Origin of the sequence: Nostoc sp., from assembly GCF_036918245.1 — a bacterium.
In the GTDB taxonomy this organism is placed as follows: Bacteria; Cyanobacteriota; Cyanobacteriia; order Cyanobacteriales; family Nostocaceae; genus Nostoc.
The window spans coordinates 49,629-65,028 of record NZ_JBALEF010000097.1; the positions used below are offsets into that span (position 1 = coordinate 49,629).

The 15,400-nt window shown below is 41.8% G+C and carries 12 protein-coding genes; 4 read left to right on the forward strand and 8 right to left on the reverse strand.

All coding sequences use genetic code 11. The annotated features are described in order from the left end of the window. Nucleotides 1-65 precede the first annotated feature (65 nt). The gene (locus V7L12_RS28195; protein WP_335089413.1) at nucleotides 66-782 is read right to left on the reverse strand and encodes a biliverdin-producing heme oxygenase; all 717 of its coding nucleotides are present in this window, start codon (nucleotides 780-782) and stop codon (nucleotides 66-68) included. Between the two features lie 711 nt (nucleotides 783-1,493). Between V7L12_RS28195 and V7L12_RS28200 the strand changes: the two genes are divergently transcribed. Both V7L12_RS28200 and V7L12_RS28205 read left to right on the forward strand, forming a co-directional pair. Beyond that, on the forward strand, nucleotides 1,494-2,213 hold the full coding sequence (locus V7L12_RS28200) for a rhomboid family intramembrane serine protease (RefSeq protein WP_335089415.1): 720 nt from the start codon (nucleotides 1,494-1,496) through the stop codon (nucleotides 2,211-2,213). Nucleotides 2,214-2,338: 125 nt separating this feature from the next. Continuing rightward, a complete protein-coding gene (locus V7L12_RS28205; protein ID WP_335089417.1) occupies nucleotides 2,339-3,010 on the forward strand; it encodes a rhomboid family intramembrane serine protease in 672 nt (223 codons plus the stop codon). 93 nt (nucleotides 3,011-3,103) lie between these two features. Here V7L12_RS28205 and V7L12_RS28210 read toward each other — a convergent pair whose 3' ends face one another. From V7L12_RS28210 to V7L12_RS28230, 5 genes are all read right to left on the reverse strand, one after another. After that, complete coding sequence (locus V7L12_RS28210) at nucleotides 3,104-5,263, reverse strand: GumC family protein (RefSeq protein WP_335089419.1); 2,160 nt, start codon at nucleotides 5,261-5,263, stop codon at nucleotides 3,104-3,106. Between the two features lie 225 nt (nucleotides 5,264-5,488). Then, the gene (locus V7L12_RS28215) at nucleotides 5,489-6,841 is read right to left on the reverse strand and encodes a polysaccharide biosynthesis/export family protein (RefSeq protein ID WP_334816526.1); all 1,353 of its coding nucleotides are present in this window, start codon (nucleotides 6,839-6,841) and stop codon (nucleotides 5,489-5,491) included. Nucleotides 6,842-7,073: 232 nt separating this feature from the next. Next, nucleotides 7,074-7,796: a cyanoexosortase B system-associated protein gene (locus V7L12_RS28220; RefSeq protein ID WP_335089420.1), complete on the reverse strand. Its 723-nt coding sequence runs from the start codon at nucleotides 7,794-7,796 to the stop codon at nucleotides 7,074-7,076. Between the two features lie 221 nt (nucleotides 7,797-8,017). Next, nucleotides 8,018-8,911, reverse strand: a complete 894-nt coding sequence (gene crtB / locus V7L12_RS28225) for a cyanoexosortase B (protein ID WP_335089422.1) — start codon at nucleotides 8,909-8,911, stop codon at nucleotides 8,018-8,020. A 169-nt stretch (nucleotides 8,912-9,080) separates the two neighbouring features. Continuing rightward, entirely contained in the window at nucleotides 9,081-10,274 is a 1,194-nt protein-coding gene (locus tag V7L12_RS28230) for a DegT/DnrJ/EryC1/StrS family aminotransferase (RefSeq protein WP_335089424.1), read from the reverse strand. A 739-nt stretch (nucleotides 10,275-11,013) separates the two neighbouring features. Here V7L12_RS28230 and V7L12_RS28235 point away from each other — a divergent pair. Both V7L12_RS28235 and V7L12_RS28240 read left to right on the forward strand, forming a co-directional pair. Beyond that, the gene (locus V7L12_RS28235) at nucleotides 11,014-12,567 is read left to right on the forward strand and encodes a GAF domain-containing sensor histidine kinase (RefSeq protein WP_335089476.1); all 1,554 of its coding nucleotides are present in this window, start codon (nucleotides 11,014-11,016) and stop codon (nucleotides 12,565-12,567) included. A gap of 339 nt (nucleotides 12,568-12,906) precedes the next feature. Further along, the gene (locus tag V7L12_RS28240) at nucleotides 12,907-14,325 is read left to right on the forward strand and encodes an IctB family putative bicarbonate transporter (protein WP_335089426.1); all 1,419 of its coding nucleotides are present in this window, start codon (nucleotides 12,907-12,909) and stop codon (nucleotides 14,323-14,325) included. Between the two features lie 62 nt (nucleotides 14,326-14,387). Here the strand turns inward: V7L12_RS28240 and V7L12_RS28245 are convergent, their stop codons facing one another. Both V7L12_RS28245 and smpB read right to left on the reverse strand, forming a co-directional pair. Next, a complete protein-coding gene (locus V7L12_RS28245) occupies nucleotides 14,388-14,666 on the reverse strand; it encodes a WGxxGxxG family protein (protein WP_335089428.1) in 279 nt (92 codons plus the stop codon). Nucleotides 14,667-14,846: 180 nt separating this feature from the next. Continuing rightward, nucleotides 14,847-15,314, reverse strand: a complete 468-nt coding sequence (gene smpB, locus V7L12_RS28250; protein ID WP_094349892.1) for an SsrA-binding protein SmpB — start codon at nucleotides 15,312-15,314, stop codon at nucleotides 14,847-14,849. Between the last annotated feature and the right edge of the window lie 86 nt (nucleotides 15,315-15,400).

Genomic DNA, 15,400 nt, shown 5'->3' on the forward strand with positions numbered 1-15,400 from the left:
ATCACGTCTCTAGGGAGTAGGGCGATGAGTGGGAAATAACCAATGACAAATGACAAATGACAAAATTAATTAGCCGCAGCTATTTCAGTGCTACCTGAATTCTGAGAACGAGTGAGGCTATTAAAGAGAACTTGACCAAGTGCTTTAATTAAGCTTCCCTCTAACTCTTGAGCCATGTTTAAATTGAACCCAAAGGCATTATTAGCTTCTGCAACAATCCGTTCTGCTGTTATATCATCAACTGGTAATGCATTTAATGCCTGACGATACTTATCCTTAAATGCCTTTTTGTCAGGAATTTGCTCAAAGTTGTAAAAGGATGTGCCTTCATAGCCAGAAAGCTTCAGGGCTGACTGAGCAACTTTTTGTAGCATTTGACCCCCAGAAAGATCGCCCATGTAGCGAGTGTAGGCATGACCTAGCAGTAAGGCTGGTTCACTAGCAGAAATTTCCTGAATGCGGTTAATATAGCTTTGGGCAGCAGGTGAGACCATAACTTGCTCTCTCCAATTATCCCCATAATAGAACACCATGTCTTTTTCGAGTGAGGATTGGCGATTAAGTTCAGGAAAGTAAACTGCACTAATCACAGGATGCTCTACATGGCTCTCTAATGCCGCTTCTAGTTCGCTGTAGACGTAATACAAGTTGCTTAAGAACTTGGCGAAGCAGCCTCTATCCACAACTCCTTGCAAAAAACATTTCATGAATGCCACATTTTCCGCTGATGTGTGGGCTTGTTGAGTTCCAGAGCGGAGTTTGATGGCTAGATTGCTACTCATTGTTGCTTCCTTCATGTTCAAGCGCAAGGTTTCTCAGCAGTCACCGACTCACGATGCCTGCCACGACCAGCTAAAAAATTGTTATTCTAGGTTTAGAAAGTATCTGCATCACTCTATCCAACAAGTACAACTGCCGATGCAAATCCCAGCTATTTTTATTTATCCTAAGATTATTTAACTATTCATTTATATATAGCTATTAAGATATTAATCTTTATTTATGTTTTTCTGATGCTCATATTCAGATACATCCCAGTTGAGTAGTAATAAAAATGGTTGTGGGATAGGTATTTAAACTCGGCAAAAATGATCGGCGATAAGTTTATTTGTCACCATTTAATTTCAAAAAAGTAACTAAAATAGTCTATTTATGGTTATTAACTTATGACCTTAATCTGAATCCCCAGTGACTAGTCACTGTGAACAGTGCCTTGATTGGGATCAACCATGCCTTAATTTCAACGATCTGCTGATGAAGTTGGTCTAGGCTGCCTTCAATATCTTTAAAGCCAGCAGCAATGCCCTGTGAAATTTGGAGTTGGTTATTGCGAAGATGGTTGAAGTCGCGTTTCTCGGTTGCAATTTTTACAGCAGCAGCGTTCCTACAATAAATCTCAAATATTAAGCTGAGATCCATCCACGAGGTAGAAGAAACTACTTACAAAATTCAGTATTGTAAAATTGCTGTCTTAAAATCAGGAAAAAACGCTCGTGGTTCCCATTAGAGATAATAATCCAACAACAATCACGCCTTATGTAACTTATGGGCTGATTGCTGTCAATGTCCTCGCTTTTCTTTATGAAGCAAGTCTTCCTCCACAAGCATTAAATGGATTTTTACACCTTGCGGCTGTAGTTCCACGAGAACTGACTTTAAGCTTTGGAGGCATCTCTGTACATCAACCAGTGCCAGAATGGGCAACTTTGATTACTTCACAATTTTTGCACGGTGGTTTCTTGCACTTAGCCGGGAATATGTTGTTTCTCTGGATTTTTGGTAACAACGTTGAAGATAAGTTAGGTCATGCTAAATATTTACTGTTTTATTTATCTTGCGGTATTTTGGCATCCTTGACACAGTGGTTCTTCGCTCAAGATTCTAGCATTCCTTCTTTGGGTGCGAGTGGTGCGATCGCAGGTGTCATGGGTGCATACATTCTCCGCTTTCCCAACGCTGAAGTTCTCGGCGTCGTACCTTTAGGATTTTTCTTCCCAACTTTCCGTGTCCCCGCATATTTCTTTTTAGGATTCTGGTTTCTCGAACAAGCTTTCTACGGACTTGCCGGCCTCGAAGCACGTACCAACATCGGTATGGAAAATGGTGGTATTGCCTACTGGGCCCATGCAGGCGGGTTTATCTTTGGGGCAATTCTTGGCCCACTGTTGGGTTTATTTAGCGATAAATCCCAGGAAGAATCTTGGTACAAGTAATTTTTTATAATATCGTGTTACCCTCAATTATGCTAATTGATTTAATAGGTGAAATTGCCTAACCTTCGCAACTGCTAGCCTTACAAGCTATATTGCAGTTAGTCAATAATTTAGGAAAAACACCTGTGTTTCCCCTCTACGATGAAAATCCGACGCGAATCACCCCGTATTTCACCTACGGGTTAATTGGCATGAATATTTTAGTTTTTATTCACGAGGTGAGCCTATCACATCCACAATTGAGTCAGTTTTTAGGTGAGTATGCGGTAGTGCCTCAACAGTTAACCACCAATTTGAGTGCAGAGTGGATAACGTTATTTACGTCACAATTCTTACATGGCGGTTGGTGGCACTTAATATCGAATATGGTGTTTCTCTGGGTTTTTGGCAACAATATTGAAGATCGATTGGGTCATGCGAAATATCTGATTTTTTATTTGGCGTGTGGTGCTTTAGCTGCCTTGTGCCAATGGTTTATTGGGATGAATTCTGACATTCCTTCATTGGGGGCAAGTGGTGCAATTTCTGGGGTTTTGGGTGCGTACATTATCCGCTTTCCCCATGCTCAAGTCATGACTTTAATATTTTTGGGGATTTTCATCACTACAATCAGAGTTCCAGCACTAGTAATAATTGGACTTTTCGTTGTGCAAAATGTGATATCCGGTCTTGCTACTCTACAAACAGCCGCTAATATGACCGTGCAAACTGGTGGAGTTGCCTACTGGGCGCACATCGGTGGTTTTGTGTTTGGGGTAATTCTTGCTCCCCTATTTGGCTTGTTTCGGCGCGACTAAATACAGCATTTCCTGAAACTCGTAGCAAAAAAAATAGCTACCTTTCAATTCTCTGCATATCCTCTGGGTTAGAATTTCCACATTTGAAAACTATTAGTTTTTGTTAGCACTCGCTGAAACTTCTTCAGATGAAAATGTTGATGATTTTGCAACTTCTTCAGGTACAGAAACGATAATATCAGCACCATTAATAATTGCTCCCAATAACCCCAGTTCAGATTCAACCAATTGATCGATAGCTTCAGCTAGCATATTCTCTTGCGTATAGTTTGGTCGCGCCACTAATATGATCCCATCGCTGTAGGGTTGAATTAATAAAGGGTCATTGGATATGCTGAGAGGGCTAGTATCTAAAATGACTAAATCAAATCGTTCGCGGACATCTTCTATCAGCCGCCGCATTTCGCTGGATTCAAGAATAGCAGCGGATTGCCGCACTGGGCCAGGACTGGGAAGAATGTATAAATTTGCTACATCAGGAACTAAACGAATACATTCACTCAAATTAGCGTAATAACGCAGGGGTTCAATAGTGGCCTCAGGATCAGGAATTACTTTCAAGGATGCACAACGGGAAGGCGATCGCAAATCTGTTTCGATAATCAAGGTTCTTTTACCAGCACGGGCTGAAGCAATACCCAAATTATAAGCACTTGCCGTTTTACCCTCTAGGCTACTGGTGCTAGTAATCAATACTACCTTTAAGTTTTTACCACCAATCCGGCGCATATTACTACGGAATTTCTCATAAAATTCTAAATAAGGAGAATCTTGGGAAAATACTACCGGTACAGCATCTGGCTCCAAATCATCAACTGGCATTAAAGGCAATTCTCCCAACAGTGCCACTTCTCGTTGCTTGAGGCTCTCGCGAATATCCTCCCTGGTTTTGAAAGTCCCTTCCAATGCTCCCAACAAAAATATCACTCCGCCACCAACCAATACACCTAAGAAACCGCCCACAGCAAGGGTAATAGGCACACTCTTCGGAGGTTTGGGATCGACAATGACTGCGGGGCGTCTGGCAATGCTGAGGCTGCTAGTAGTTTCTGCCTCTGCGGTTTTCGCATCGGTCAGTTTCGCCTGCATTTGGTCATAGATGCCTTTTTTGAGTCCAACCTCCTGTTCTAAACGCGATCGCTCTAATTGCTTATTGGGTATCAGAGAATACTCTCGCCGTAGTCGCGCTTCTTGTTGGATTTCTTGAGCTAGTTGTTGTTGCAGTGTCTCCCATTGGGTTTGTAAAGACACCATTTGGTTTGCCAATTGCTGGCGTGTTGGATCTAAGCTGCTTTGAGTACGAATACCTGCAACGCTACCCTGAAGCGGAGACGCCGTCCCACCACCACCTAAAACCTCAGCAGCACGTTGTTGTAGTAATTCCTCAGCAGCTTGTTTCTGACGCATTAACTGCACCATCGTTGGGTGTTCCGGCCGTAAATCTTTTCTGAGTACAGCGATTTGCGATTCACTTTGATAAATTTGCGCTCGTAAGTTACCAATAATTGGATCGGCACTCAAAGCAGAAGAAACATAAGCCTGTCCGACTGTTAAGCCTAACTTATTTTGTAAACTGCGAACTTGACCATCAACCCCAGAAATAGTTAATTGAATTTGCCGTTGTAGATTTTGGCTGGCAGTAATGGCGCTTAACAAGCTGCCATTCTCTGCTGCTAATATTGCTGTTCGCTCTACGCGATCGTACTGTTCCAGCTTCTTTTCAGCAATTTGCAATTCCCGTTTAGCTTGTGGTGTGCGATCGTTAATCTTTTGAATAATTGCTTGTAATCGCCCAGTATTGATGTCACTACTCAACTTGATCATTGCTTGCATCAATTCTGTCAAGACCTGTATAGCTCGTTTGGCGTCACTATCTACATATTTCAATTCAAAGGTAGAAGATTCTAATTCTCCACTCTTAACATTTTTTTTAGGTAGAGAAAGGGCAAGACTTGTACCGAGTTGTTTCGGTTTGACACCAACTTTCTCTGCCACACCTGCAATTATCTGGTTTGATAGTAAAACTTCCTCATTTAGTTCCTTTCCTTGCTGTTGGATTTCATTACCAGTTGCAGAGAAAGAAACTGGCGGGCCACTATAAGTAAGTGCCCCAGATGCTATATAGTTAGTAGGTGGCTCTGGTTGCATAGCTACCACAGTTGACCCGGCGACAACTAAAGCAAAACTAGCTAGTCCAATCCACTTATATTTATCAAAAGCAATCAGATAGCGTTTAACAATTGGTGGGGTCATGGTCGCTTCGCTCCAATTCAAAATTTAAAATTCAAAATTCAAAATTTAGGAAGCACCAAACTAAAGATAGTGGCTTTGATAAAAGGATGCTATCAACTTCCTACTGTATATATCAGTTTATATCTTTAAGATTTTTCCATTAATGAATTCAAAGATAAGTTAGAGATGTGGCTTCCTACAGTCCAAACTATTTTCAGCTTGCATCCTTCTTTTAATGTTACTAATTTATCTACCACCGACGTTGTCAAAAAACCGGAGAAAGGATTGAACATTGAAGAAAGGTTGGGTAATCGTGGTCAGGAAATTAGTAATTCTACCAATGAGGTTCCGACCAACAACAATAACATCATTATCCTGAAGTGCTACATTTTGCGACGCATCACCGCCTAGAGCTTTTTTAGCATCAAGTTTTTGGGTAACAGCTTTGCCTCGTTCCGAATCAAAGCGAACCAGAGCGATATCTCTCAGATTAGCAGTGTCTAGATTTACACCTCCCAAAGCATCTACAAATGTACTGCCGTTAGGCAGTGCTTGAATGGAAAGACCACCCGCAGCGTAGTTTAAAACTCGGACTCTAATCTGTGGTGTGGCCAAGGATGAACGTGCTACTAAATTGCGGTCATAACCATCCTCATTACCAACTTCACGACGGGGCACGAGTATCGCATCTCCGTCTTGCAAGCGTAAATTCGGGATTGAACCGCCATTTTGCAGTGCTGCATATAAGTCAATAGTTTGTGAAATCACAGAACCATCGATTAACTTCCGGCGTACTTGCACCTGTCGCAGGTCTGCATTCAACGTTGAACCACCAGATATTAGCAAAGCATCGGCAACGCGGGGTGTTGGTGAATTAATCGGATAAATTCCTGGTCGAAATATTTCCCCACTAATAGTAACTTGAACCGGTCGCGTTCCTGCCAAGGATACTACCACGATTGGATCTGGGAAAAAGCGACTCAAGCCCAGGCGAATTTTTTCTTGAGCTTCTTCCAAGGTTAAACCTTTTAATGACACCGTTCCCACTTGCGGCACGATGATGTTGCCTTCTGGACTAATTACAGCTTGAAAACTGAGGTCTTGACGCTGCGTTGCTAAGGCTAAAACTATTACTGGATCAACTACATAACGATTTAAACCCAAGCGAATTTTTTCTTGAGCTTCTTCCAAAGTTAAACCTTGTAAAGAAACTGTTCCCAATAACGGCACCGCAATATTACCTTCTGGATTGATTAAAGCTTGAAAGCTCAAATCTGGAAAGCGCTGAACCGAAACGCTAATTCCATCTCCTATGCCTAAACGGTATGGACCAGGAGGACGCTGAAGCACAACACCAATTGCATCTCCTGGCCCCAAGAGGTAGCGGCTGAGTTGCGGGGAAATTTCTTCATTTGCACCTGGAGGTACAACTTCATTACCTGGTATAGGTGAGGGGAATTGCCCTGGTGATTGTCCTTGAGATGGAAAAGGCTGGGCAACAACAAGTTGGATAGGTGTTGTTAAGAAAACTCCTACTTGAAGACTGACAAAACACAGGGCGCTGAATCCACGCATATAATAACTGGGATCTATGAACATCGGTGCAGAAAATATTGATATATAAATTAGTAGCGCCGAGTGGTTATTTTACTCTAAAAATGCCTTAGATATCTTTTTTATCTACAAGTATTTACCAAGAGAAAGAGAATAATTTTGCTAAATTTAATTTCTAACTTCATATTGTTAACATCATTTTAGGTGAGTTTCAGCCTGACACAATTTATAGAGATACTCTTGATAAATCTCTGCACAAGTGCATCTATAACAGACTCTACAGAGGGCCTGCCATTAATGCAGCTTGCACTGTTTCCCCAATAGACTGGGCTAAAGACCAAGATGTTTCTACTTGCCCTAAAGGTTCCATTGGAATCAGAATGCTGACGCCAACCCAAGGAGTTCGTTGCTTGCGCCACTGTGCGAGTTGATCTGCCAAGAACCAGTGAAAAGGTGATGGATTTCCGCCGTCTGGCATCGCATACCATTGCAAAACAGCGAAGGTTTGCTGTGGTGTGGAGGCGCGAAAAAACCTAGCTTCTACTTTAGTTTCGACATTAGAAGCCAACTTTGCAGATGGTTTCACAGTAAATTCCGCAGAACGAGATTGAGCTACATCCCACTTTCCCCAGCGTGACCTTCCCCAGCCGTTAACGTCTGTCCACTCTACCTCTGGTTGATCCATAGGCCCATTTTGCGGCAACAAAAGCAGGATTGCTTGGGATTCGGAACCTTCTTTTTTAATTACCTGCAAAGACCAATTATGTTCGCCAATTTGCTGTTCTGCTTGTTCAATCGTTTGCCAACCAGGAAGGGTTAACCCAGTTTTGCGGATCTGTTTTAATTCGTGCAGGGTAGGAACAGGGGGCGGCTGTTTCCATTGCCAGTGTCCTGTCAGATATCCGGGAACCCCTGCCATTGCTAGCAGCAGTAGCAATAACAAAAGTGCTGCTACCTGAGTCAATTGGTTTTCCTTGAAAAATTTAGAGAAGGAAATCATCAGTAAAATTTGCAATACTTAGGCAAAATTTTACTTTATAAAATCACATTGTGAGTTCAGTAATATTTAGGACTTACGTATAAGTGATGAAAAATTAAGGGAGTTGGAGAGACGCGATTAATCGCGTCTGTACTAGGGAGATGAGAGAGAAATCAATTCAAAATTACAGAACTTCTGCCTCCTCCTGCCTCCTCTTTCCCAATGCCCAATGGCCAATGGTTCTAACTTTCTGCTTCTTGCTCAGTTTCTAGAGATGCTGAAAAATAGGTATTAATCCAATTTAGTAAGGGCACTAGTGACACCAGCATACAAGCAGAGTAGAGATCGCCACCCCAACCCTCATGCAGCCATTTAAAAGCCGCTTCTTGACCCGTGCCGTGAAAGAAAGTCAGTAAAGTATTACGAATGATATTGGCAGTAATACTAACGATCGCAGCAAGAGATAAAAACGATATAGTTGTCCGCCGTGAAGACAAAGCATCTGTCCAATAAAGCAGCATCAAGCCCACGTAGACAGTAGTAAACAACATTTTCAACCCTGCACAATAGGGAGCAACTTCTACAATCCGTCCTCCCACGTAAAGATTGATCTCATCTACGGTTACTTCCATACCAAATTGATTCAGTATGAAACCTGCTGTGCCAGCGATGAAGCTTTGCAGAGGCATGGTATAGGGAGCAATGAGATATGGTAATGCTGTTGGGGTTGCTAAAAATACTAGTAGTAAGGGGAATCCTTGTAATCGCAAACCTGCTATTCCCTTAAACCACAAGCATAATCCTATCAATATAACGGGCAAGGAAAGGTTAACCCACTCTGTAACACCGCTAAGATAAAAAACTGCCCCTAATAACAATAAAACAGCGCCTAAAGGATTGATGGTATTTGGCAAACGTCTCCACTTTTTCCGGTTCATCCAGCCCAGATAAGCCGCAAATGGTAGACCAATAATTCCGTGGCTGAAATATTCGTGTTCTGTACTGATATTTTTGTGCAGCCAACCATCCAACCAGTGTAGCAATATCGGAGCATAAAGCAGCAGCAAAACGCCTAAAATAGCTATATTTAACAAGCCTGATGCGTTTATATTTTTAACCTGTTGCTGGAGTGCCATGATTTTAAGTAATTCAAAAACTTTGGTTATTAGTCATTGGTCATTGGTCACTTGTACTAAGCGTAGTCGTTGGCGCAGCCTCTCCAAGAGTTGTATTGGTCATTAGTTTTAGATAAAGCACAAATGACAAATATCTAATTGTTAGATGCACATTAAGTATGAATTAACTTTAGGCTACCACGCTGCCAAGGTCAGCAGGAGATAGATTATCTGCCTGATAATTTGTTGAGACTGCATTGGCGATCGCTGCTACAACTTCTTTAACTTGGCTACTACTCAAACCAGGATACATCGGTAATGATAATATTTGCTTTGACAACTTTTCTGCTTGGGGAAAATCTCCCGGTTGATAGCCTAAGTTGGTGAATGCTGGCTGGAGATGACAAGGAATTGGATAGTGAATGCCAGTTTGTATTCCCGCCGTTGTGAGTTTTTCCTGGAGTTGCTGGCGTTCTATTGGGCAAGAATCATCTACTTTAATCACATAAAGATGATAAACATGTCCTGTATCACTTTGATTTTCTATAGGGATAATTCCAGCAGTTGCCAAGGGTGCTAGTTCATTATCATACTGCTGGGCAATAGTCAGGCGATCGCGATTCCACTGTGGCAAATATGGGAGTTTTTTGTGCAAAATTGCTGCTTGTAAAGTATCCAAGCGGCTATTCGTACCTGGTTCAGTATGAAAATACTTTTGCGATGCACCATAATTTCGCAAGCGCACCATTTTCTGGGCTACATCTGAATCTGGTGTCAGCAGCATTCCCCCATCCCCAAATGCTCCCAAATTTTTGCTGGGATAGAAACTAAAAGCTGCTGCTATTCCTATTGAACCAGCGTAATATCCGTCTCTTTGGGCGAGATGTGCTTGGGCGGCATCTTCAAAAATGAGTAGTTTGTAGGTATCGGCAAAGTTCACTAAATCGCGTGGTGATACCATCTGACCATAGAGATGCACAGGGATGATTGCTTTGGTTTGAGGCGTAATTGCCTTTGCTGCTTCTCTTAAATCAATTAAAGCAGTTTGGCGATCGCAATCTACCAAAATTGGTTTAGCGCCAGCACGTAGTACCCCAATTAAGGTGGCGATAAAAGTATTTGCTGGTAAAATCACTTCATCACCAGCACCAATATTACACGCTTGTAATCCCAGAGCGATCGCATCTGTTCCTGATGCCACACCAACTCCATAAGCTGTACCAGATACTGCCGCAAATGCTGCTTCAAAATCTGAAAGTGCTTGCCCTAAAATAAAATCTCCCCGTTCCAATACAGATTGGATTGCATCTTGCAATTGCGTTTGAATTGGTTCATGTTGTAACTTTAGGTCTACAAAAGGAACTCTAATAGTCATTTTATTCATTACCAATCGTCCTCAAAAAATGTTCCTCATATGGAAAAAATAGAAAACCTTGTACAATTTTCGGCATGAAATTGTAATAGATTTAATCTATTGGATAAAGGCTTAGATCAACTATTTAGTCGGTTATGGTTAATTCAAAATCACGCTCTCTTAATTTGAGCGCCCGAAGTTGCCATCAGACTTCTCTGAAGCCGCCACTCCAACTTCTCTCAAAATTCAAAAAGTTCAGAAACTGGGCTTTTCAATAATTTGGTAGCTTGCTAATCCGTAGAGATATGGTTGGACTATTTAGGTCATCCTGCACTAGGATTATCATCTCTGGGTGGTAGCTGTTATCAGTAAAATGTCTATATTTAATTACACTAACATCTATTTTTTTAAGTAAATTTACTTTGAATGTTCCAATAAAAATTTTCCCTTGTATACATAAAGAATCACAGCCCCTTTGTATTGTATCCTTAGCATTAGCTTACCCTGGCTGAATCCAAATCTAACGCAGTCTGATTGCAAAATCTCAACCAATAAAGACTACACCAGTGCTAAATAAAGAACATTCAGCACCAGTAACTAGTAACTAGCGGACACCACATCTTGGCTTAATGGAAGGGAGAAAAAATTTTTGCCCTAAATTTGTTTGTCAGAGGCAAAATTAGGGAATGCTTAAAAATAGCAATTGATAACCTAGAAATAGGACTTGGATCAATTACAGAATCGAGAAATTATTAAGGTAACAGTGGCAATGATAGAGCCTGAAAACAAATTATTTGCCCTAAAGGATGGTTGGGATTCTCATGAATCAAGAGAACAGCAACGCCTCAAAGCTTTATCCGATTTAGGTTTGCGGCAACCAGAAACGATTCCGGTTTTTGAAGAAGCCACACAGACTGCCGCCCGCTTTTTGGAAGCACCAATTTCCATATTGGGATTTGTAGATCAAGAACGCCATTGGTTCAAGTCGGCGGTAGGCTTATCTAGGCTGGGATTAATGAATCATTTGGCACAAAGCCGCCAACTACTACGCCGGGAATCCTTTTGCACTCAGGTAGTAGAGAGTTTTCAAATATTTGAAATTAATGATACACATAAACTTACCGACCCAATACTTGTTAGCAGCAAGTTGGTGCAAGATTATGGTATTCGTGCTTACTTAGGAGCGCCACTGATTGATGCTGAGGGAAATTGTTTGGGTGCATTAGCGGTGATGGATTTAGTCCCACGCAATTTTACACCCCGAGACATTGAGTTTTTACAAATCATCGCTCGTTGGAGCATGAGTGAATTTGAACGTAACCGACTCCTGCAAGGGAAACTCGAATCAAGCGCTCCCAAGAACGTTCCGATATTTTCACTCAATGAGGAACGAAACACTGAGATTAAAATCACTGCATCCACTCAAGATAGCGACTCTGTTTCTACTAAGCAACTGAAGCTAGAACTTTTGAGTCAGCTAACTCAGGAGTTACGCACGCCGTTAACATCTGTACTCGGTATGGCTAGTGTTTTAGGACGTGAGATTTATGGGCCTTTGACGACTAAGCAGAGAGAATATTTGGAAATTATCCAACACAGTGGTAGGTACTTACTTTCCCTAGTAAACGAAATTACCGAACTAGGAGCTATGGATGAAAACTCAACTGTGCTAAATCTAGCTCCCGTGGATATTGAAATGCTATGCCAACAAGCTATCAATACCCTAGAAGAAGTAGCTAATCGCCGCGAACAAGATATTCGCCTGTCTATAGAACCGGGACGCAGTCGCATTTGGCCTTTAGATAAAGACAAGGTGCGGCAAATGCTTTATCATCTGGTTTTCAGTGTGATTCAACTTTCGGCTACAGGTAGCATTGTTCGTATTCATGTTTCTTACAAAGAAGATACGCTCAACATTACTATTTGGGTTTCCCATCCCTGGTTAGGGGATGGCATAACAGAGGTAGATCCTTACTTCCGTCTCAATTCTTTGTCACTGCTGGAGCTTACAGGTGAGCTAGCAACTTACAATACTCATACAGAAAGACAAGAGCAACTAGATACTTCATCAATAGCAGTGGAAAATTCCAAAAACTTGAGTGATTCCCACTTAAATTTCTTTGCTACTAGTTCAGGCATAAATTTAGCTAAATCACATGAAAGTCTTTCTCGTGAAAGCTTAGGTCTATTACTAAGTTGTCAACTGGCAGAATTGCATGGTGGACATATTTTGATTCAAGGTTCACCAGAATCAGGATATCGTTATGTGCTTTCTTTGCCATTGCAACTAGCGACTTCCTCACAAGCAATTAGCGATGTCTAATCGTGGGGATTGGGGAAGGTGGGGTTCCCTCTGGGGATAAGGGGTAATGGAGATTGGGAAAGACGTATTTTCTATCTAGATTTCATTAGTTCGTAGCGAATTCTCTATGTGCTTCTGCGCTTACCTATGCCTTTAAATTTCAACCCTCAATTCGCCACCATTTTACGTCAAGCTTTACTAAGTATATGAAGAACTATCTTAACTTCCTATTGTCTGATGGCTAGGAATAAGAGCGCCATTACGCGATGTGCAATTTCTGTTATTACCTTTTTATAGCTATAGGCATTATGATCAATTCCAAGTTCTGCGTCGGCAGGCTAATTGATCGCAATGTTTTTTATGAATTTAGTCTGGCAACGATTTACTCTATCATCTTTACCGCTCAAAGAATATCTTGCCACCAGTTATGTACACCGCTCTCTGGTGGGGCTGCTAAGTTCTTGGCGGCAAACTAGCGTCTTGCTCCAGTGGGGAGATGCGATCGCAGCGGCTTTACTCAGCTTAATATATGCTCTAGCACCTTTTGCTTCGAGTACATTGGTGGGTTTTTTGCTGGTGGCTTGTGTCGGATTTTGGCTGTTGTTGACTTTATCTGATGAAGTAACATCAGCAAATGTCTCGTCAGTCACTCCGATTCATTTGCTGGTATTGCTCTACTGGGGAGTTGCCGCAGTCGCAACAGCATTATCACCAGTGAAAAAAGCGGCACTTAACGACTTGGGAACGTTGACCTTGTATTTGCTACTATTTACCCTTTGTGCCAGGGTATTAAGGTCGCCTCGCCTGCGTTCTTGGATTATCATCCTTTATCTGCACGTATCGTTAATTGTTAGTGTATACGGGTTGCGGCAATGGTTTTTTGGAGCTACAGCACTGGCAACTTGGGTTGATCCAGAATCTCCTATGTCTAAGACTACAAGAGTCTACAGTTATTTAGGCAATCCCAACTTATTGGCTGGATACCTCTTACCAGCAGTAATTTTTAGCTTAGTGGCAATTTTTGCTTGGCAAAGCTGGCCTAAGAAAGCCCTTGCATTAACGATGCTAATTGTCAATAGTTCTTGTCTGATTCTGACTTTTAGTCGTGGTGGTTGGATTGGACTAGTGGTGGCAGTTTTAGCTGTGATGGCATTATTAGTTTATTGGAAAAGCGTGGAAATGCCTCGTTTTTGGCGTACTTGGTCAATACCGATTGTTTTAGGAGGTTTGATCGGCGTATTGGTGCTAGCAGTGATATTTGTAGAGCCAGTGCGGTTGCGAGTATTCAGTATTTTTGCCGACCGTAAGGATAGCAGTAATAATTTTCGCCGCAATGTGTGGGATGCTGTTTTTGAAATGATTCGCGATCGCCCGATTTTCGGCATTGGGGCTGGTCACAACTCTTTTAATAAAGTTTATCCCCTCTATCAACGCCCTCGTTACACTGCTTTGAGCGCCTATTCAATATTGTTTGAAGTGACTGTAGAAACTGGCTTTGTTGGTTTAGCCTGCTTTCTCTGGCTAATAATTGTCACATTTAATACGGCACTTTTGCAAGTGCGACGGTTGCGACAAATCAGAAGTGTAGAGGGATTTTGGTTAATAGGAGCGATCGCTATTTTGTTGGGTATGCTAGCTCACGGCACTGTAGATACTGTCTGGTATCGTCCTGAAGTCAATACCCTCTGGTGGCTGATCGTTGCCTTAATTGCCAGCTATTGGACACCTTTAGCTCAAAACCAGACAAGTTCAACTAATTCAGAACCAGCAATAAACTAACATCAATAAGTTGTCAGTTGTTGTCTTACTGAACAACTGACAACTTTTAAATTTTGAATTGTTTAATCTCTGTAGGTAGTGCCACTTGGGGCATTAGGGTCGCGATAAGCTACAGGTTCGTTAGCGCGCTTTTTACCAGCCAACCCAGCTAGACCGAATAGACCAATTAATCCTAGCCAACCCCAATTAAAATCGTTGCGCTCATTAGTGGTCGTTGTTGGAGCAGTAGTGGCCCCGGAGTCATTAGTTGTCTGAGCTTGTGCAGATAGAGTTAAGGGTAAAATTCCCATACTCAAGCTGAGAACGCCAGCCCCAACAAATGTAATGAAATTACTTTTCATAAATCTGAAAATTCCTGATGCCATCCGAAGTTACTCACCACTGTATCGAGTTTCAACCTTAACAAAATCAATCTGCGGCTATAAACTAGGCATTTTCAGAACTCACGCTGTAGACATACAACATAATTTTCACAGCAATCAGTTTCTCACTCTTACTGTGGTAGTTTAGCAAACCGATCCTCAATAGCTTTTCATAGCCCGTTGAATGTCACGCTGATCTTGGCGTCGTTTCAGGTCTTCTCGTTTATCGTGGAGCTTTTTACCTTTGCCAAGGGCTATACTCACTTTTAGCCAGCCTCGTTTAAGATACATTTTCAAAGGGATTAAAGTTAAACCCTGCTGTTCGACTTTGCCAATTAGCTTACGGAGTTCTTGGCGATGCAATAGTAGCTTGCGTGTACGCCGTGGTTCATGATTAAAATATTGTCCACTAGCGTTGTAAGGCGAGATATGCACATTAATCAACCATGCTTCGCCATTGCGAAGCAAAGCATAGCCATCTTGGAGATTGACTTTACCCGCACGAATCGACTTCACCTCTGTTCCTGTCAACTCAATTCCAGCTTCGTAAGTTTCTAGAATTTCATACAAATAACGGGCTTGACGGTTGTCGCAAATAACTTTGTAACCTTCGTTCTTGTCGCTCATTGATAATTTTGTGTGCTTTAAATGTAACTAAAAAATTATTTGGATTGGCTTGTGAATTATAGGGTGTATCTTAGAACCGCTATAAA

Excerpts from the sequence above, each read along its gene's own strand:
- V7L12_RS28195 (WP_335089413.1), bottom strand. The coding sequence starts at position 782 with ATGAGTAGCAATCTAGCCATCAAACTCCGCTCTGGAACTCAACAAGCC.
- V7L12_RS28210 (WP_335089419.1), bottom strand. The coding sequence starts at position 5,263 with ATGACCCCACCAATTGTTAAACGCTATCTGATTGCTTTTGATAAATAT.
- V7L12_RS28215 (WP_334816526.1), bottom strand. The coding sequence starts at position 6,841 with ATGTTCATAGATCCCAGTTATTATATGCGTGGATTCAGCGCCCTGTGT.
- V7L12_RS28220 (WP_335089420.1), bottom strand. The coding sequence starts at position 7,796 with ATGATTTCCTTCTCTAAATTTTTCAAGGAAAACCAATTGACTCAGGTA.
- crtB (WP_335089422.1), bottom strand. The coding sequence starts at position 8,911 with ATGGCACTCCAGCAACAGGTTAAAAATATAAACGCATCAGGCTTGTTA.
- V7L12_RS28230 (WP_335089424.1), bottom strand. The coding sequence starts at position 10,274 with ATGAATAAAATGACTATTAGAGTTCCTTTTGTAGACCTAAAGTTACAA.
- V7L12_RS28235 (WP_335089476.1), top strand. The coding sequence starts at position 11,014 with ATGATAGAGCCTGAAAACAAATTATTTGCCCTAAAGGATGGTTGGGAT.
- V7L12_RS28240 (WP_335089426.1), top strand. The coding sequence starts at position 12,907 with ATGAATTTAGTCTGGCAACGATTTACTCTATCATCTTTACCGCTCAAA.
- V7L12_RS28245 (WP_335089428.1), bottom strand. The coding sequence starts at position 14,666 with ATGAAAAGTAATTTCATTACATTTGTTGGGGCTGGCGTTCTCAGCTTG.
- smpB (WP_094349892.1), bottom strand. The coding sequence starts at position 15,314 with ATGAGCGACAAGAACGAAGGTTACAAAGTTATTTGCGACAACCGTCAA.